A 19,328-nucleotide genomic window follows, 5' to 3' on the forward strand; every position below is an offset into this window, starting at 1 on the left:
AAATATCTCCCTCTTATTATAAGAGATTAAAAATAGGGGTTATTTTTCTTATCTAAAAACCCATAAAAATACTATTTTTTGAAAGCATTTGAAATAACTTTACACACTATGGGAATTAGCAATTCACATTGTTTTTATATGGATATGGTTAGGTTTGATAAGCTCTTTGTATTAAGATATGGTCAATTAATACCAAGGCAAGTAAAGCTTCTGCGATAGGTGTAGCTCGAATCCCCACACAAGGGTCATGTCGCCCTAGTGTTTGTACCATAACAGGCTCATTATCTGTGTTAATAGAACGACGTTCAATACGGATACTAGACGTTGGTTTAATCGCTAAGGATACAGTGATATCTTGCCCACTCGAAATCCCCCCTAAAATACCACCTGCATGATTACTTAAAAATCCTTCAGGGGTTATTTCATCACCATGCTCAGAGCCTTTTTGAGCAATAGATTCAAAACCTGCACCAATAGAGACCCCTTTAACCGCATTTAAACCCATCATCACATAAGCAATATCCGCATCTAATCGATCATAAATTGGCTCACCCAAGCCAATAGGTACATTTTCAGCAACTACTTCAATACGTGCACCAATAGAATCCCCCTCTTTTCTTAATGCATCCATATAACGCTCTAACTCTGGCACTATCTCTGCATTAGGGGCAAAAAAAGGATTGGTCGGCACATCTTCCCATTGTTTAAAAGGAATATGGATAGGACCTAACTGACTCATATAACCGCGAATTTGGATACCATATTGCTCTTTTAGCCATTTTTTAGCTACAGCTCCTGCCGCTACGGTTGGTGCGGTCAATCGAGCAGAGGATCGCCCTCCTCCTCGAGGGTCTCGAATGCCAAATTTATGCCAATAGGTAAAATCTGCATGACCAGGTCGGAAAGACTGTGTAATATTATTGTAATCTTTACTACGCTGATCTTGATTTTCGATCAGTAAAGCAATAGGTGTACCTGTTGTTTTACCCTCATAGATACCCGATAGAATTTTTACAGTATCAGGCTCTTGTCGCTGTGTAACATGACGAGAAGTTCCTGGTTTACGGCGATCAAGTTCTTGCTGTATATCCGACTCTGTTAATGACATTCCTGCAGGACAACCATCAATCACACAGCCAATCGCTTTTCCATGTGATTCACCAAAATTACTGACCGTAAATAATTTTCCTAAAGAACTTCCTGACATATTCGTTTCCTTGATAATAAATACTATATTACTTTTTTTGATAAGATTTTGCGTGTTGCTTTGCTGGTTTTACATATAAAATAGCGCCGAAAAAAACGATAACCGATAGGATAGTTTCTATCATACCCAATCGTTGCGATAGGATAGATATATCAGCATACCAACGCACAACCCCCTCCATAAAGTAGAGTAATACTAGCATAGCTGTCCATTGCATGGTATAGAGATTTCCCTTAAAAACACCATATAAAGCAAACATCAAAGGTAAGGCTTTTAAAAAATAAATACTCCCCCCTGCCACCATAGGATCTAACCATAACTCCCACAAAATACATAAGCAAAACAAGAGTAATAAGGCTATAAAGGTACCATAATGTAAATATGGATTGAGTATTACCCCTTGTGGCAATGGTTTATCGTTCTTCTGTGTCATTATCGACATACCTATTGAGTATAAAGAGTAAACATTAGCATAGTTTTTAGAAAAAAAGCATTGAGAAATAGTGAATAAACAGAAAAACCTTCTATTTGTTATAATGAAGTATCTTAAAAAGCACGACAAAGTAAGCTTTCTTCCTCTGCTTTTCCGTTTAGATACATCTATTAGTTATTAGTTAAATGATAATGCAAAATAAAGAAATTTTTTATGGTATTCAAGCAGCACATGAGTTAAGTGAAGAAAACCAACTCAAACAGCATCACTCCCCTCATTTTAAACAAGCCTTATTAGACGCAGTTAAGCGTTTATCTACCGATAAACTGACACAAGTAGCCAGTAGCCTAACCTTTACAACCGTTCTTGCTATAGTACCTTTATTAGCTGTTGTGTTGTCTCTTTTTACTGCCTTTCCTATTTTTAAAGAATTACAAATAGAGTTAGAAAATTTTCTCAGTAATAATCTTATGCCAGCCACTATCTCTGCCAATATTATGCAATATCTTAATGATTTTGCAAGTAAGGCACGCAGCCTAACCGCAGCAGGGGCAGTAGCTTTAATGGTGACATCTATCCTTCTCATGAAAACCATTGATGAGGTATTTAATAGTATCTGGCAAGTCAGAAAACAACGTCCTCTTACCATCCGTATCTTGATATATTGGATGATCTTATCTGTAGGTCCTTTTATCTTAGCCGCAAGCATTTGGGCTAGTAGCGTTGTCGCAAGAGCGCAATTGGGTATTGGGGTTGATTTAAGTATTTTTCAAAATATTTTTGCCACCCTTTTCCCTACGCTTTTATCCTTTATTGGTTTTACTCTTCTCTATTATATAGTACCAAACCGTACGGTTTACTTACGAGATGCTATGGTAGGTGCTAGTATTGCCGCTATTTTATTTGAAGCGATGAAATGGGGCTTTACATTCTATATTACGCAATTTCCCTCTTATACCGCTATTTACGGGGCATTTGCAATTATTCCTATTTTCCTCTTATGGATTTATTTATCATGGTTAGTCATACTATTAGGGGCAATTATTGCATCACTAATACCCCAATTGCGTTTTGGACATATTCAAACCCATGATAAAGCAGGGGCTGATTTTGTTCAAGCCGTTCATATTCTTCGTATTTTGGCAGAAAGTTGTAATGATAATCCCCCGGGGAAAAGTACACCTTACCTTATCAAGGCATTACAAGGCGATAGTACCCATACACTTTATATATTAGAACAACTTAATATGCTTGGCTATATTGTGAATACACAAGGAAAACGTTCAGAACGCTGGGTATTAGCGAATAATCTGGATCAAAGTTTATTAACATTAGGAGAGCTATTTATACTTAATCCTGAAATTGATCAGCGAATGGGGGATAAAAATATCCGTCAAGCAATGAGTAAATTACTTCTAAAAGAAAATGTATTTTTAAAAGATATTGTAGAATATTCGCCAAGTACATTGCCAAATGACACATAATCGTGTACATTTGATAAATCTTCGTAAAAGACAATAAAGGAAATTTCCATGTTAAAAGTGAGCGAAATTTTACGCGTTAAAGGTGACGTTCTTTATACTATTAGCCCAGATGATAGTGTTGAAAATGCTATTAAGACGATGAGTGAACATGATATTGGTTCAGTAGTTGTTATCGAGCATGGTGAACTCGCTGGTATGCTCACATTCCGTGAAATTATTCGTCATATTGATAGCAAGAAAGAGCAATTTGCCCACTCTACTGTTCGTAGTATTATGGATAGCTTTCCTGTTAGTGTTACCCCTAATACAGAATTAGCTGAGGTACAACGGCTTATGTTAGAACAACACGCACGTTATGTTCCTGTATTAGATGGTCCTACTCTCTTGGGTATTATTTCTTTCTATGATATGGCACGCGCATTGATTGATTTAGAACAATTTGAAAATAATATGCTCAAAGCGTATATTCGTCATTGGCCTGATGATAAGGAAGAAACATAATCAACGCATTCAATCATTTTTTAGAAGTCAAATACAGTAAATGTATTTGGCTTTTTAACTATTTAAAAAATATATCTATACAATCACCCTATTAAGGAAATATCAAAATAGATAATTATTTTTCTTAAGTTTTCCTTAAGTTTACTTATTCATAATGTGCTTCTTTCTTGTTTATAGATAATGAATATAATGAAGCACCCTCTTCTACGTAAACTCCCTACAATTCAGCTAAAAGACAGTACATTTATTTACGGTATTGCCTTCTTTTTTCTCTTTATTCAAAATATTCCTTTTTGGAAAAAACTCTTTGAATTACAAGCAATAGATTCTTTTATAAATATATTTTTTATTATCTCTATTGCCATTTTTCTTTTTTGTGCCTTTTGTTTTATTTTTGGTCTATTATGCTGGCGATTTACAAGCAAGCTCTTTATTATTTTTTGTATCTTAGCGAGTGCAGCGACCAATTACTATACATTAACGTACCATATTTTTATGGATAAGGTAATGATAGCTAATATTTTCCAAACGACACTAACCGAAGCAAAAGATTTACTCACCTTACGATTTCTTTTTTGGTTCATTATTTTTGGGGTTATTCCCAGTATTATTATTTTACGCATTCAACTTATTTATACTAATCCGTGGTGGAAAAATCTTTCAAAACGTATGTTATTATTAATAAGTGTTCTATTCACCTTATTAGTAACTGGTATCCCTTTTTATAAAAATTACGCTTCTCTTATTCGTAATAATAGAGAGATTGTTAAACTTATTACACCGTCTAATTTTATCGTAGGACTTATCTCTTACAGTAAACAAATAATTGCCAAATCCTTACCCCTAATTCCCATAGGGACAGATGCAGTCATCACACAAAAGGATAAGAAAAAAACTATTTTTATTATGGTCGTTGGCGAAACTTCTCGTGCACAGAATTTTTCATTAAACGGTTATGCTAAAGAAACCAATCCTAAACTCAAACAATACCCAGATTTAGTTAATTTTAGAAATGTTTTTTCTTGTGGTACAGTAACTGCTATCTCTGTTCCTTGTATGTTCTCTAATATGACTCGGCATGATTTTTCATCATCTACGGCTAATCGCCAAGAAAATATTTTAGATATTATCCAACGCGTAGGCATTCATACCTATTGGCGAGATAATGATAGCGGGTGCAAAGGCGTATGTGATCGTATCGTACATGATGAGGTCGCACAGTATATGCAAGATCAAAAAATACCCAATGAAGGACTTTATTATGATCAATATTTGCTCAAAAATCTTGATACATACATCAATCAACAGTTGGAGGATAGCATGATTATATTACATAGCAATGGTAGCCACGGACCAGCTTATTATCAGCGCTACCCCTCTACTTTAAAAGGCTTATTTCGTCCTAGTTGTGATACCAATGCTATTGAGTCATGTAGTCCAGAAGAAATTACCAATGTTTACGATAATACTATTTTAAATGTAGATGATTTCTTAGATAAAACCATTCAACTCTTACAATCTTATGCGACAGATTATAATGTTGCCTTACTATATGTATCTGATCACGGGGAATCATTAGGAGAAAAAGGATTTTATCTACATGGTGCACCCTATATCATTGCTCCTAAAGAACAAACACATATTCCAATGATTTTCTGGGCAAATCAACAATTTTATCAAAGTCGTCAGCTTGATTTAAATTGTTTAAAACAAGTAGCTGAACAACAAGAATTTTCACATGATAATATCTTTCATAGTCTCTTATCTATATGGCATATTAAAACAACGGAATATCAAGCACAATTTGATATTTTCAATATGTGCAAAATAAAATCAGAGTAATTGGCATAACAACGATAGGAATCAAAGTAACGATATGCGTATTCTATTAATAGAAGATGACCAACATATTGGTGATGGTTTATGGCATGGTCTTAAAAAAAATGGCTTTACCGTGGATTGGTTTCAGGACGGTCATGAAGGGCAGTGTGCATTAGAGCATACACCTTATGATGCTGTCATTCTTGATTTAGGACTACCCTCTATTGATGGTATGGATATATTATTCTCTTGGCGACAAAGGCATTTAAATACACCTATATTAATCTTAACAGCAAGAGATGCGCTTCCTAATCGTGTAGCAGGACTTAATGCAGGAGCAGATGATTACTTATGTAAGCCCTTTTCTTTACATGAAGTTGTCGCACGACTTTTAGCTCTTATTCGTCGCAGTAAGGGACAGTCTAGCGCAACACTATGCTATGGGCAACTTACCCTTAATACAAGTACAAAAACTGTATTTTTACATCATACCCCCCTATTACTGACACAGAAAGAATATCTATTAGTTGAGCTATTCTTACTACACCCTCAACAAATTTTTACTCGAGCACAGATAGAGGATAAATTATATAGTTGGGATCAAGAGGTTGATAGTAATGCAGTTGAAGTACATATTCATAATATTCGTAAAAAAATTAATAAATCCTTTGTGCTGACACGACGTAACCTTGGCTATACATTAGGAGATAAACCATGAGTTTATTCTCATTAACACCTACCTCTAGTATTCATCGCCGTTTATTACAGTATCTTAGTAGTGGGTTATTAACCTTATGGATACTAACAACCATTATGAGTAGTATCAGTGCATTAGCCGAAATTAATGAAATCGCAGATGAACAGATGCAACAACATGCCTATACGCTTAGACAAGTATTTTCTTCTCTACCTAAAGAAGCTATATTTATTCAGAAAAATATACTCTCTGATAAATTTGCTTTAGATAATAATAAAGATACAGGTTTTATCTTATGGAATAAAAAGGGACAGCGTTTATTCTCCGATCAGGAAGGGTATCATATTCCCTTTAAACAAGATATCAATGGATTTAGTAGTAGCGGTTATATTTGGGAATCTGATAGTTGGCGTTACCTTTATATTGTAGATGATGAGCTTATTATTGCGGTTTCTCAACGATTAGAAGAACGTTTTTCCATGTTATTTAATGCATTATGGATTCAACTTCTTTTGCTATTAATCTCTTTACCTATTCTACTTTTATTAATTATTTATGGTGTTAATCATGGATTAGCACCCCTTAAAAAACTCAGTATAGAATTACAACACCGCCATGCCCATAGCCTAGATAAAGTTTCTGAGGATATGCCAATAGAGATAAAGCCTCTAGTACAAGAAATTAATCATTTATTAGAAAGACTTGATCAAACTATTCAGCGTGAACGGCAATTTACCTCAGATGCTGCACATGAATTACGTAGCCCACTTACCGCCCTTAAAGTACAAACTGAAGTATTAGCACTGAGTGACCATAAAGAAGATCAACTACAACGTATTATACATATTCAGTCTAGTATTGATAGAGCCTCCCGATTAGTAGAGCAGTTACTAATTCTTTCTCGACTAGACCCTCTACAAGCAATACCAGATGCTCAAACTATTCAATGGGAAATCATTATCCCTCAACTTTTACAAAGTATTAGTCTAAACCTACGTGAAAAAAATAGTAAATTAACTTTAGAAACAAAAGGAGAACTTAAAGAAGCTTTTCCTTTACAAGGAAATCCCCTACTTATCCAAATTATGATACGAAATCTATTGGATAATGCTATTCGCTATAGTCCAGAACACTCACGGATTATACTTTATTTAGATAAAGAAAAAATCCAAGTGATAGATGAAGGGGAAGGCATTGAATCAGCCCACCTTCCTAAAATAAAAGAACGTTTTTATCGACCTGCTGGTCAGGCAGAACACGGTAGCGGATTAGGGTTATCTATTGTGCAAAGTATTGCTCATTTACATCAATTAGTATTAACTATACAAAATCGAGAAACACAAGGCTTATGTGTTACACTTTCTAAAATGGTGGATAGATAAAGAATATAGCTGAAAAAACCAAATTAAAACCCAAAATCAGGTTCAACCGCTAGGTATGAAGGTGTATCCTCTTTTTCTGTTGCTATATCAATACTAAGTGTATCGACAGGAACACAACAACACGGTAAAACTTCACCACTAAACACATAAGCCAGTGGCTCAGTTAAATACTGTACTTCTCCACTAATTACGCGAGTACGGCATGAGCCACAATAACCCGAACGGCATTGGTATTCCACCTGATGCCCTGTTCTTTCGAGTCCTTCTAGTAAAGTCTCACCTGTTTGTAAATTAAAACTTTTAGAACGAGTAATGACTAAACTCATAGATCAAAATCATCAAAATCTTCTGTATTGACCTCTGCATCAATTTGACCCACCAAATAAGAAGAAATTTCAACCTCTTGAGGGGCAACTTGAACATTATCAGAGGTTAGCCAAGCATTAATCCAAGGGATAGGATTTTGAGTAGCGCCAGGGAAAGCCGGTTGTAATCCAACGGCTTGCATGCGAATATTGGTAATATATTCAACATATTGCACCAAAATATCTTTATTTAAACCAATCATTGAACCATCACGGAATAAATAAGCCGCCCACTCTTTTTCTTGTTCCGCCGCCACTTTAAATAAATCAAAGCATGCTTGTTCCAATTCTTTCGCTACAATAGCCATTTCTGGATCATCTGTCCCACTACGCATAATATTTAACATATGCTGTGTGCCTGTTAGGTGTAAAGCTTCATCTCGCGCAATTAATTTGATGATTTTAGCATTCCCTTCCATTAATTTACGCTCAGCAAAGGCAAAAGAGCAAGCAAAACTCACATAAAAACGAATAGCTTCTAAGGCATTAACTGCCATTAAACAAAGATAAAGTTTTTTCTTTAATTCATAAAGACTAACCTTTACTTCTTTACCATTGATAAGGTGTTTACCCTCACCAAATTGATCATAAAGCTGGGTTAAATGAATTAAATCATCATAGTAGCAAGAAATATCTCTTGCTCGTGCAAGGATATGCTCATTTGTCACAATATCATCAAACACTATCCCCGGATTATTTGTAATATTACGAATAATATGTGTGTAAGAGCGTGAATGAATCGTTTCTGAGAATGCCCATGTTTCAATCCATGTTTCTAATTCAGGAAGAGAAACTAATGGTAAAAGTGCCACATTAGGGCTACGTCCTTGAATAGAATCTAATAAGGTTTGATATTTAAGGTTACTGATAAAAATATGTTTCTCATGATCAGGTAATCCTGCGTAATCAATACGATCTTGTGAAACATCAATCTCTTCTGGTCGCCAAAAAAAAGATAATTGTTTTTCAATTAATTTTTCAAAAGTTTCATATTTTTGTTGATCATAACGAGCCACATTCACACTTTGCCCAAAAAACATGGGTTCTTTTAGTGGATCATTGGGGGTTTGGCAAAAAGTACTATATGACATAATGAACTCTCCATCCTACTATACTATTAAATTTTGCAAGCACCGCCAGCACAATCTTCATCCTCTTGTGCAACAACGGCAATATCATCTTGCGTATCATCAGCACCATCACGTGTATTATGGTAGTAAAGTGTTTTGATACCATATTTATAGGCTGTCAATAAATCTTTGAGCAATTGTTTCATAGAAACACGACCACCCTCAAAGCGTTTAGGGTCATAGCATGTATTAGCAGAAATAGACTGATCAACAAACTTTTGCATAATACCGACTAATTGTAAATACCCCTCCATATTAGGCATTTCCCATAGTGTTTCGTACTGATGCTTTAATTGCTCATACTCTGGCACAACTTGTTTTAAGATACCATCTTTAGAGGCTTTGACTGTTACTAACCCTCGAGGAGGCTCAATCCCATTAGTAGCATTAGAAATCTGGCTGGATGTTTCTGATGGCATTAAAGCAGTTAAGGTAGAGTTACGTAAACCATACTTCACAATATCCGCACGCAAGGCTTCCCAATCAAGGTGTAAAGGTTCAGTACAAATAGCATCTATCGCTTGCTTATACGTATCAATTGGTAAGATACCTTTTGCATAAACAGTTTCATTAAAACCTAAGCAAGGTCCTACTTCTTTTGCCAAATTCATTGACGCTTTTAATAAATAATATTGGATTGCTTCAAAGGTACGATGTGTTAAAGCATTACCACTACCATCTGAATATTTCGCACCATTTTTTGCTAAGTAATAGGCATAATTAATCACCCCAATACCCAATGCTCGGCGCTTCATACTACCTAAATAAGCTGCTTTAATAGGATAATCTTGATAGTCTAATAAGGCATCTAAAGCACGTACGACTAAATCTGCCAAATGCTCTAATTCATTCAGATTATCTAAAGCACCTAGATTAAAGGCAGATAACGTACATAAGGCAATTTCACCTTCCTCATCATTAATATCATTTAAGGGCTTAGTAGGTAAGGTAATCTCTAAACATAAATTACTTTGGCGAACAGGTGCTACTTTAGAATCAAAGGCACTATGTGTATTACTATGATCAACATTATGAATATATATCCGCCCGGTACTTGCTCGCTCCTGCATCATTAATGAGAAAAGATCTACTGCTTTTACAGAACGCTTACGAATAGTAGGATCATTTTCATATTGAAGATACAGTTTTTCAAAAAGTGCTTGATCTTCAAAGAAAGCATCATATAAACCCGGAACATCAGAAGGTGAAAATAAAGTAATATTCTCCCCTTTGATAAAACGTTTATACATTAATTGATTAAGCTGTACCCCATAATCCATATGGCGAACACGGTTTTCTTCAACACCACGGTTATTTTTGAGGACTAATAGGGACTCAACCTCTAAATGCCAAATAGGATAGAATAAAGTCGCCGCTCCTCCACGAACACCGCCTTGAGAACAACATTTAACCGCTGTTTGAAAGTGCTTATAAAAAGGAATACATCCTGTATGCTGTGCTTCCCCCCCACGAATAGGACTACCTACCGCACGAATACGTCCTGCATTAACACCAATTCCTGCACGTTGAGACACATAGCGAACAATAGCAGAGCTAGTCGCATTAATAGAATTTAAACTATCATCACATTCAATCAGTACGCATGAACTAAATTGACGCGTTGGTGTACGCACACCAGCCATAATCGGTGTTGGTAATGAAATTTTGAAAGTTGAGACAGCATCATAGAAATCTTTTACATAATTCAGACGTGTCTCTGCTGGATATTTAGCAAATAAACACGCAGCAACTAAAATATACAAAAATTGAGGACTTTCATAAATCTCATTTGTCACCCGATTTTGTACTAAATACTTTCCCTCTAATTGCTTCACTGCTGCATAAGAAAAAGTCATATCACGGCTATGATCAATATAGCTATCCAGTTGGTCTAATTCTACTTCGGTATAATCTTCAAGAATATGTGCATCATATTTTTTCTTTTCAACCATTTTGATCACATGATCATATAAACGAGGTGGATCATATTGACCAAATGCTTTTTTACGAAGATGGAAAATAGCTAAACGAGCTGCTAAGAACTGATAATCTGGTGTATTAGGTGAAATAAGATCAGCTGCTGCTTTAATAATCGTTTCATGAATATGCTCTGTACGCATACCATCATAAAATTGGATTTGAGATTTTAGCTCTACTTGTGAAACAGAAACATTATTAAGCCCTTCTGCTGCCCATGTAATCACACGGTGAATTTTGTCTAAATTCAATGGTTCTGTTGATCCATTACGTTTAACAACAGATAATTTTGTATTCATATAGTAGTCCATTTAATCGTTAACAGGACTAAATATAATTTTTTGTTAAAAACTATATTTAGTATTGCAAAGCTTGTTTCAAATACAAGATATGGTGTAAGTATAGTATAAAAATACAATTACTGCTACCACATGGAAAGCAAGGAAAATAAATCTAACGTATTGAACAAGCAAATATTTTTAGAGAAAAAAGCGATGTTTAAGAATTTGTAAATATCGCTTTATATCGCTATGATTCGTAAGATACTTATAACTATCAATTATAAAACAGAATGATGAAATCCTAATGAACATTAAAACTTACCCCCCTTTTTCTATTTGTATCATCCGTTCATTGATATAAGTAGTATAAAAATAGCCTTCAATCTGTTTTTAAGGAATCATATTTTTTGTGTAATATAAACGATTGGTTACCCTCTTTTTATACCCTATTTTGATTACTTATCTGGAGGTAATAACTATTTTATTACCAACAAAGATTAGACAGAACGATAAAGCATTTCACATTGTAAATAAAACTGCCTAATAATCATCGCTGTAATTCCCCAAATGAAATGATTTTGCCATGTCATCGAAAAATAATGTCGCTGTAAATTATGCCCCATCTCTACTTCGTGGATATAATGATTATCAGGATTTAATAAAAAGTGTAAAGGCACTGAAAACACCATTTCAACTTCTTCTCTATTAATAGATAAGGTATAATGTTCATCAACTATAGCCACAAAAGGCGTAACACTAAACCCTGTCCCCGTTATCACGGAAGGTAATTGACCCATAACATGAATATGGGAAGCTGTAATTCCTATTTCTTCAAAAGTTTCTCTTAGCGCAGTTTCCTCAAGATTTTTATCCTCTATATCTTGCTTTCCCCCCGGAAAACTAATCTGTCCTCGATGTTTTTCAAGCAGTAATGACCGTTGTGTTAATAATAATTCTAACTGATGATTTTTTTGAATAATTGGTACTAATACAGCCGCCTTGGTATAGTTTGCAGATAAGGCTTGAGGGTATTTTTCTTGTTGAACTTTTGACATGAAAAAATCATGCTTAATTTCACCTTGTGCTAAAGCCCTTTTTATATTCCCTACATTGATCCATACTTCTGGAATAGCAAACAATTGATGATTCGCTTGTATGGCTTTTTGGATACGCGGATCAAATAAAGGATTACCAGATAACTGTTGTTGCATACGATACTACATTATTTTTATGATAAAAAAAGCACCTACATAAAATGCAGATGCTTTCTTTTTGTCTATTAAAGCGTCAAAATTAAGCTGCCTTACGTGCAGGTAATTTTTCTTTAATACGAGCAGCCTTACCAGAACGGTTGCGTAAGTAGTATAACTTAGCACGACGCACAGCACCACGGCGTTTTACTTCGATAGAAGCAATTTGTGGAGAATATAATTGGAAAGTACGCTCTACGGCTTCACCAGAAGAAATCTTACGAACGATAAACGCTGAGTTTAAACCACGATTACGTTTTGCGATAACAACGCCTTCATAAGCTTGCTGACGTTTACGGTTACCCTCAACAACGTTAACATTAACAACAACTGTATCACCAGGTGCAAACTCAACAACTGCTTTACCGCCTGTTAAGCGCGCAATCTCTTCTTGCTCTAAAGTTTGAATTAAGTTCATGTTTTTCCTTAAAACCATCATACGCAACCCTAAATTGATATAAAAGACAAAAGTCCTTAATAACTACACCTACCATTAAGCGTAGTAGTTGCCAGAGGATGAAAACTAAGTCTCAAATTATAAAAAAAATAGATAAAAACATCAAGACTTGATTAAAAACAATGATAAATACAAAAAAATTTATCAAAAAACAAGCTATCAAAGAGGTAAAAAAACCACAAGAGATAAAAAGAAAGTAAAAAAGCTTGCAAAAAATACTGTATAAATGTACAGTATAAATGTCGTTGGCATAGTAACGACAATCAGGTGTAGGGTCCTGATTTCCATCTACCTGTTACTTATATGATAGCAGGTAGATGGGCCTCTCTGTAGAGAGATAAAGATAATGATTTTAATACTGTATGTTAGATAATCACTACCGCTATATATTATATAGGATGTTGTTTAGGGAAAGGAATATCTAACATTTTAATAAGGGTAATTAGAATGACAAACACATACTATCATCATACTAACATTATGCCTACTTTTACAGGCACTCATTATAATTGGTCTATATCAGCAGCACCCCAACAAAAATCAGCTAAAACAACGCAGCCCAAAACCATATTTACACATACACTACCACAGAATACCTTACCTCAGCCCTCTTACCGTCCTGTACAAGACTGGGTAAATATGCCTATGATACGCACGAGAGGGTTACGCAGTGATTTACGCTATATCAAAGCTTATATCGGTAGAGCATTATCCTCATTCTGGGGTGATTTACTCATGGTACTTATCTGGGCAGCTATGATTCCATCATTAAGTATGCTATCACTTTGGGTATAAAGTCATCTTTTATAGACATTATGAGGCATTGTCTTAATCACTAGGTATATACAAAAACATTACGATAATGTATGCATATATTCAAAAATAGCTTGCTGTAAGTCCTTCTGAACAGAAAATAAATCCTTTTGCTGTAGTAATGCCTCATAATGTCGAGCATCAAACTCATAAATACCACTTGCTTTAAAACAAAAAGCAATTGACCATGGTTTCACCGAGGGTATTAGCTTAATAATCTGCCCTTTCTTATTACAAAACACTACTAAAATAGGCATACGCATAAACATTGTATGTACTATCTTACACCGTGGAAAATACATTCCCTTATCCTTTGGTAAAGATGGCATACCTATTAATCCACGCAAGCGTTGCCAAAAACTATCTGCCATTATTATTGTCATGCGATTAAATTTATATAAAACGATTAGAAGTTGTTCCCAAAGTGGGTCTGTTAATGCTATTCTCGTCATTATCTACAAAATAGGTAATATTTATGATGGTTTTTTGCTTATTTTCAAATTGAGAACATAGCCTAAAAACACGATACCTTTTTAAATGGTATAACTTTTAATATTAAACCCAGATAATATGCTAAAAACACTATACCTATTTAAACAAATAGGTATAGTAATCATAAGAAACCTATCGTTGTATCCTATAGCACTATATACAATCCCCTGCACTACTATCTATGTTCAATTAAAAGAAACCAATATCTGAGATTTGTGATACCAAGGGAAAAGCAATCACAATAAATGTACATGGAAAAATAAATAGTACCAATGGAAATAACATTTTGACAGGGGCAGTGGCAGCTTTCTTTTCTGCTCGTAAAAAACGCTCTCCCCTAAATTGATCGGCTTGTGTTCTTAATACTGGCCCTAAACTCATCCCCAGCTTATCCGCCTGTATTAAACTACTCACCCATTGTTTTACTTCATTTAAACCTATCCGTTGAGATAAACCTTTCAATGCTTCCATACGATTTACCCCTGTACGCATATCATTTAAAGTATGCCTTAACTCTTGTCGTAAAGGGCTATCAGGTAATGCTTGAGAAGCTTGTAATAAAGCACCATGTAAGTTTAAGCCTGACTCAACACATAGAGTGGTCATATCTAAGAAAAAGGGAAATACTTTCAGAATAGATTGCTTTCTCTCTCGTGCCTTTCGCTGTAAAAATACGAGAGGAAGTTGAAACCCCAATACCATACTAAGCAATAAAACACCCAGAAGCCCAAAATAATTATTAATCATATTCAAGATTGATAATACACCTAGAACACCTACGACAATACTACATAAGCCTTGTAACCCTGCTATATCCTTAGTAGAAACATCACCCTTATAACCAGCTAGCTCAATATTATGTTGTAATTTTCGTTGATATGTCCATGATAAAAAAGGCATAACTACTGTACTGGATACGGTTACCCACGGCCAAACCCATGCTAAACGTCTTAAAGATATTGTCGGTTTTTCTTGTACTGTTTTAAGGCCAGGACTAAGTATGACATAAAAAATAGCACATAAAGAAATACCTGTTAATAGTAAACTCAAACCAAACCACATAATTACCCTCTTTCTACACATCAATATTAATAATACGGCGAATAAAAAAGATACCGCATATTTCTAAAAATATAATCAATGCCAATACTAACCACCCTGTTTGACTAGAGAGAAAAAGTGATAAGGTATTCACTTCTCCAAAATTCATAACAAGCATAAGTACAATCGGTACTCCTACCATTGCTTTCATTTGCATACGTCCTTGACTGGTTAAAGCATCAATTTTTCCTCTAATTTGCTGAATATCACGTAATGTTTGAGCGACACGTTCTAGTGCCTCAGCTAAATTTCCCCCCGTTTGAGCTGAGATTTTTAGAGAAGCAACCACTAATTGAGTAGATTCTGCTGGCATACGACTTAATAAATTATCCAATGCCTGCTCTAGTGATAATCCTAATCGTTGCTCCCTAAGCATTAGTCCAAATTCTTGTGATAAAGGAGCTTCTGACTCTTGCACCACTAACTTTAAAGCAGATTGAACACCAGACCCAGCCTTTAAAGCACCAGATAATGCCGTTAGCATGTGAGGTAATTGCATTTCAAACCGATGTAATCGTTGTTTTTTCAGACGATGAAATATAAAAGGTGGTAAAAATAAAAATATCCCACCAACTATTAATGAAATAAAAAGATGAGATGTAACAAACCATACACCCATCATACACACAAGACAGCATAAAAATGCAGCACTCCATAATTGCACAGGATCTAAAAATAAAAAGATTTCTGTTAAATTATGCTTTGCCTGCCCTTTAAAGTGTGCCTCATACCGTTTTAGTGCAATATTAAACATTTTTATAAATAGAAAAGACAACAGACTTAAACAAACACTCATCAATATAAATGTCAAGATCATAAAGTCTCCTTTTCCGTGTATAGGATAAATAGATTGAATATAAGCAATAATCTCCCCATAAGATTTCCTTTTAAAGCATAGCAGTAGTCGCTTGTTTTATAGGGGTATATTGATTAAAAAGCTCTGGGGAAATTTGCTCTATTCCACTTTGCTTTAATACCTCAAAGTGATGAGGCATAATACCTCGCCCTACAAACGCACCCTTACGATCATAATGGAACAGCTCCTGCGTTTTAATTACCCCACTTTCTAACCCATCTACTTCAGCAATAGAAGCAATAACTCGCCGACCATTGGATAAACGTGTTTGCTGTACAATAAAATGAATACTACTCGCAATATGCTCCCGAATAGCCGATAACGGTAAATCCATATTTGCCATCATAATCATTGTTTCTAGTCGTGATAATGCATCTCTCGTTGAATTCGCATGTAAGGTTGTTAATGATCCCGCATGACCCGTATTCATTGCCACTAAGGTATCAAAAGCTTCTGCCCCTCGACACTCTCCCACAATAATACGATCAGGTCGCATACGTAATGCATTTCGTACAAGATCACGTATTGAAACCATTCCTTTGCCCTCTACATTGGCAGGTCTTGCCTCTAAGCAAACAAGATGAGCATGATTAAGTTTTAATTCAGCTGCATCTTCTATCGTGACTAATCGTTCATTTTCTGGAATACAGTTTGACAAAATATTTAATAATGTTGTTTTTCCTGAACCTGTTCCTCCTGAAACAATCATATTCATCCGATGTTTTACACATAAATTAAGAAATGTTGCCATTGCTTCATCTAAAGAATCCAACTGGATAAGCTCCTGCATTTTCGGTCTATGCTGAGCAAACTTACGAATCGTGATACTTGCTCCCTTAATAGCAATCGGTGGAATAACCGCATTCACTCGAGAACCATCTAATAAACGCGCATCTACCATAGGGGAACTTTCATCAATACGTCTTCCTATCGGTGCAACTATCCTATCAATCACACCAATCACTGCTTTTTCACTACTAAAGATAGTATCTGTTTTTTCTAATAGTCCTTTTTTCTCTACATAGATTTCATCAAACCGATTAACCATAATCTCTGTTACAGTAGCATCTTTAAGTAAAGGTTCTAAAGGTCCTAATCCTACCGCTTCATCAAGCACCTGTTGCCGTAATACTTCTTTATCAAAACTAAGTCCAATTTCGGTATCATCATCAATAATTTTTCGTAATAAACTATCTACTTCTGCACGTAACACCTGATCACTCATGCTCGCAATATCTCGGCGGCGTAAATCTAAAGCCTCTAACAATAAAGCATGTAATCGTTGTCGATGATAAAGCTCTCGCTCTCGTAAGCAATCTTCTTTAACTGTTTGATTAACGTTATGATGTTCTTGAAGTTCATCGGTAGATAGTAATGGTGCTGTTTCTACGGGTATAGAAATAGGATCATGGATAGATTTAATTATCATAAGACATGGTCCCATAATAATTTCATCACCTACTTTTAAAGGGCCTCCTAAATGGATACGTTCACCATTTAATAAAGTGCCGGCAAGAGAACCAAAATCCTCAATAAAAACCTCTCCCTCTTTCATTATTATACTGGCATGATGTTTACCAATCCGCCAAGAACGTATCACCAATTGCATTTCTTTCGTACGTCCAATATGATAAGGAAAACAAATATTTTCATACTGAACAGTACCATCTTCAAAACGAATTTCAACTTGCATTATGATTTCCCCTTTTTAGAGATAGTCGGTGTTTTTATTGAGGAAAAAGGAATACCATTAATGGGTGGAATACTCACTTTTTGATCTATAGTTAGCTGTAAATGTTGAGGTAAAATATCCACATTAATGATTGCACTCTCTTCAAAACTACTATCAATAACTGCTTTTGTCCGTTGAATGCGTGTTTGCATTTGAGGATTATCTGAAGAAACCACAACAGGTCTTACAATAATGACAAGCTCTGTTTCATTTTGCTGAAATTTTCTTGAACGGAATAATTCTCCTAAGATAGGAACATCCCCCATACCTGGCATTTTTTCCATACCCTGCATTTGGTCACGCGAAATAAATCCCGACAATACTAATGGCTCTCCTGATCGAACATTAAATTCTGTTGCTGTTCTTCTGGTTTTTAAGGCAGGCCCTCCATTTAAACTTAAAGAACTATCAACTGAACTGACTTCCACATGGATTTTAGAGCGAATAGTGCCATTCTTTTCAATGCGAGGGGTAATAAATAAACTCACCCCATAAGGTTTAAAAACAGTTTGAGCATTACCATTTGCATCAACAACAGAATAAGGAACTTCCCCACCCGCTAAAAATTCAGCCGTTGCACCACTTCTTGCCATTAACTGGGGTTGTGCTAATACGACTGCTCTTCCTTGTATCGTTAGTGCCTGTATAGAAGAACTTAAAACTGCATTTAATCCTGCATAACCTACCCTAGAACCTAAGGCTGCATTGACAAAAGATTCCCCAGGACGTGCTAATAAAGCTGTATTTTTTGTCTCTAATAATCCCCCAATCTGAAAGCCACCTTGAGTGGTATTTGCCCATTTAACACCAAGCTCTTGTACATAATTACGGGGTAATTCAAGCACCTGCACATCAAGCATCACCATCTCATCCCAGCCTATTTGGCTTGTCATATCAACAATTTGTGGATAATGACTTGCCAGTTTTTGTACTTTTTCACGATCTGCGTCTGTTAGTCTATCCCCTTCTACAATTATTTTTTCACCTACAATAGTAGCCTTTACATGGGGAATACGGTTAAGCATTCGCCGAATATCTTCTTTGACTTCTCGCTCTTTTGCTGAACGCACATCAATCATAAAACTAGTACGTTGCCCTGCTTCATCCCATACTTCTAAGGTTGTCTGCCCCTCTTCCCGGGCAAAAATGACAATTTCCTTATCATCATCTGTATTCGCATTTACAATTTTGCTATCGCCTACTGCAACCCTTGCTATTTTTTCAATTGGGACAACTTTAATCTCTCCCATTTGCATAGATAATTTTGTTTGCCCCCATGCGACTGTATGGGATAAAAGTAAGCTAAAACTCATTAATACAGGTATTAATTTACGATTCATCATAAATTC

Annotated in this window: 18 protein-coding genes; 6 read left to right on the forward strand and 12 right to left on the reverse strand. The window is 35.4% G+C overall.

The genetic code is table 11. The features are described from left to right. Positions 1 to 148 precede the first annotated feature (148 nt). Together aroC and F9B76_RS02120 are read right to left on the reverse strand one after the other, a co-directional pair. A complete protein-coding gene (gene aroC / locus F9B76_RS02115) occupies positions 149 to 1,207 on the reverse strand; it encodes a chorismate synthase (protein WP_159990602.1) in 1,059 nt (352 codons plus the stop codon). Between the two features lie 28 nt (positions 1,208 to 1,235). Next, positions 1,236 to 1,640, reverse strand: a complete 405-nt coding sequence (locus F9B76_RS02120; protein ID WP_159990603.1) for a DUF2069 domain-containing protein — start codon at positions 1,638 to 1,640, stop codon at positions 1,236 to 1,238. A gap of 191 nt (positions 1,641 to 1,831) precedes the next feature. Here F9B76_RS02120 and F9B76_RS02125 point away from each other — a divergent pair, with 191 nt between their 5' ends. The 5 genes from F9B76_RS02125 (at position 1,832) to F9B76_RS02145 (ending at position 7,525) form a co-directional block, all read left to right on the forward strand. After that, the gene (locus F9B76_RS02125) at positions 1,832 to 3,124 is read left to right on the forward strand and encodes a YihY family inner membrane protein (RefSeq protein ID WP_159990604.1); all 1,293 of its coding nucleotides are present in this window, start codon (positions 1,832 to 1,834) and stop codon (positions 3,122 to 3,124) included. A 48-nt stretch (positions 3,125 to 3,172) separates the two neighbouring features. Continuing rightward, a complete protein-coding gene (locus F9B76_RS02130; protein WP_159990605.1) occupies positions 3,173 to 3,625 on the forward strand; it encodes a CBS domain-containing protein in 453 nt (150 codons plus the stop codon). 189 nt (positions 3,626 to 3,814) lie between these two features. Beyond that, positions 3,815 to 5,467 carry a phosphoethanolamine transferase gene (locus F9B76_RS02135; RefSeq protein ID WP_159990606.1) on the forward strand — a complete coding sequence of 551 codons (1,653 nt, stop codon included), beginning with the start codon at positions 3,815 to 3,817 and terminating at the stop codon, positions 5,465 to 5,467. 34 nt (positions 5,468 to 5,501) lie between these two features. Beyond that, positions 5,502 to 6,164 carry a response regulator gene (locus tag F9B76_RS02140; RefSeq protein ID WP_159990607.1) on the forward strand — a complete coding sequence of 221 codons (663 nt, stop codon included), beginning with the start codon at positions 5,502 to 5,504 and terminating at the stop codon, positions 6,162 to 6,164. Then, positions 6,161 to 7,525, forward strand: coding sequence for an ATP-binding protein (locus F9B76_RS02145; protein ID WP_159990608.1), 1,365 nt, complete (start codon positions 6,161 to 6,163; stop codon positions 7,523 to 7,525). The genes F9B76_RS02140 and F9B76_RS02145 overlap by 4 nt, the downstream gene beginning before the upstream one ends. A 23-nt stretch (positions 7,526 to 7,548) precedes the next feature. On the opposite strand, the gene yfaE is transcribed toward F9B76_RS02145, so the two are convergent. From yfaE to rplS, 5 genes are all read right to left on the reverse strand, one after another. Continuing rightward, positions 7,549 to 7,851: a class I ribonucleotide reductase maintenance protein YfaE gene (yfaE, locus tag F9B76_RS02150; protein ID WP_159990609.1), complete on the reverse strand. Its 303-nt coding sequence runs from the start codon at positions 7,849 to 7,851 to the stop codon at positions 7,549 to 7,551. After that, on the reverse strand, positions 7,848 to 8,981 hold the full coding sequence (gene nrdB / locus F9B76_RS02155) for a class Ia ribonucleoside-diphosphate reductase subunit beta (RefSeq protein ID WP_159990610.1): 1,134 nt from the start codon (positions 8,979 to 8,981) through the stop codon (positions 7,848 to 7,850). The genes yfaE and nrdB overlap by 4 nt, the downstream gene beginning before the upstream one ends. A 26-nt stretch (positions 8,982 to 9,007) precedes the next feature. Beyond that, entirely contained in the window at positions 9,008 to 11,296 is a 2,289-nt protein-coding gene (gene nrdA / locus F9B76_RS02160) for a class 1a ribonucleoside-diphosphate reductase subunit alpha (RefSeq protein ID WP_159990611.1), read from the reverse strand. A 479-nt stretch (positions 11,297 to 11,775) separates the two neighbouring features. Then, on the reverse strand, positions 11,776 to 12,489 hold the full coding sequence (locus tag F9B76_RS02165) for a CoA pyrophosphatase (RefSeq protein WP_159990612.1): 714 nt from the start codon (positions 12,487 to 12,489) through the stop codon (positions 11,776 to 11,778). An 82-nt stretch (positions 12,490 to 12,571) separates the two neighbouring features. Continuing rightward, positions 12,572 to 12,946, reverse strand: coding sequence for a 50S ribosomal protein L19 (gene rplS / locus F9B76_RS02170; protein WP_159990613.1), 375 nt, complete (start codon positions 12,944 to 12,946; stop codon positions 12,572 to 12,574). A 486-nt stretch (positions 12,947 to 13,432) separates the two neighbouring features. On the opposite strand from rplS, the gene F9B76_RS02175 reads away from it, so the two are divergent. Beyond that, positions 13,433 to 13,780, forward strand: coding sequence for a hypothetical protein (locus F9B76_RS02175; protein WP_159990614.1), 348 nt, complete (start codon positions 13,433 to 13,435; stop codon positions 13,778 to 13,780). A gap of 59 nt (positions 13,781 to 13,839) precedes the next feature. Here F9B76_RS02175 and F9B76_RS02180 read toward each other — a convergent pair whose 3' ends face one another. The 5 genes from F9B76_RS02180 to F9B76_RS02200 all read right to left on the reverse strand — a co-directional run bounded on the left by F9B76_RS02180 (position 13,840) and on the right by F9B76_RS02200 (position 19,322). Continuing rightward, positions 13,840 to 14,250: a DUF192 domain-containing protein gene (locus tag F9B76_RS02180; protein ID WP_159990615.1), complete on the reverse strand. Its 411-nt coding sequence runs from the start codon at positions 14,248 to 14,250 to the stop codon at positions 13,840 to 13,842. A gap of 229 nt (positions 14,251 to 14,479) precedes the next feature. After that, entirely contained in the window at positions 14,480 to 15,352 is an 873-nt protein-coding gene (locus F9B76_RS02185) for a type II secretion system F family protein (RefSeq protein ID WP_159990616.1), read from the reverse strand. A gap of 13 nt (positions 15,353 to 15,365) precedes the next feature. After that, the gene (locus F9B76_RS02190) at positions 15,366 to 16,208 is read right to left on the reverse strand and encodes a type II secretion system F family protein (RefSeq protein ID WP_159990617.1); all 843 of its coding nucleotides are present in this window, start codon (positions 16,206 to 16,208) and stop codon (positions 15,366 to 15,368) included. Between the two features lie 70 nt (positions 16,209 to 16,278). After that, positions 16,279 to 17,940 carry a TadA family conjugal transfer-associated ATPase gene (locus F9B76_RS02195; protein ID WP_159990618.1) on the reverse strand — a complete coding sequence of 554 codons (1,662 nt, stop codon included), beginning with the start codon at positions 17,938 to 17,940 and terminating at the stop codon, positions 16,279 to 16,281. Next, a complete protein-coding gene (locus tag F9B76_RS02200) occupies positions 17,940 to 19,322 on the reverse strand; it encodes a type II and III secretion system protein family protein (RefSeq protein WP_243140667.1) in 1,383 nt (460 codons plus the stop codon). Before F9B76_RS02200 ends, F9B76_RS02195 begins: the two co-directional genes overlap by 1 nt. Between the last annotated feature and the right edge of the window lie 6 nt (positions 19,323 to 19,328).

The organism is Pelistega ratti, assembly GCF_009833965.1.
GTDB classification, from domain to species: Bacteria; Pseudomonadota; Gammaproteobacteria; order Burkholderiales; family Burkholderiaceae_B; genus Taylorella; species Taylorella ratti.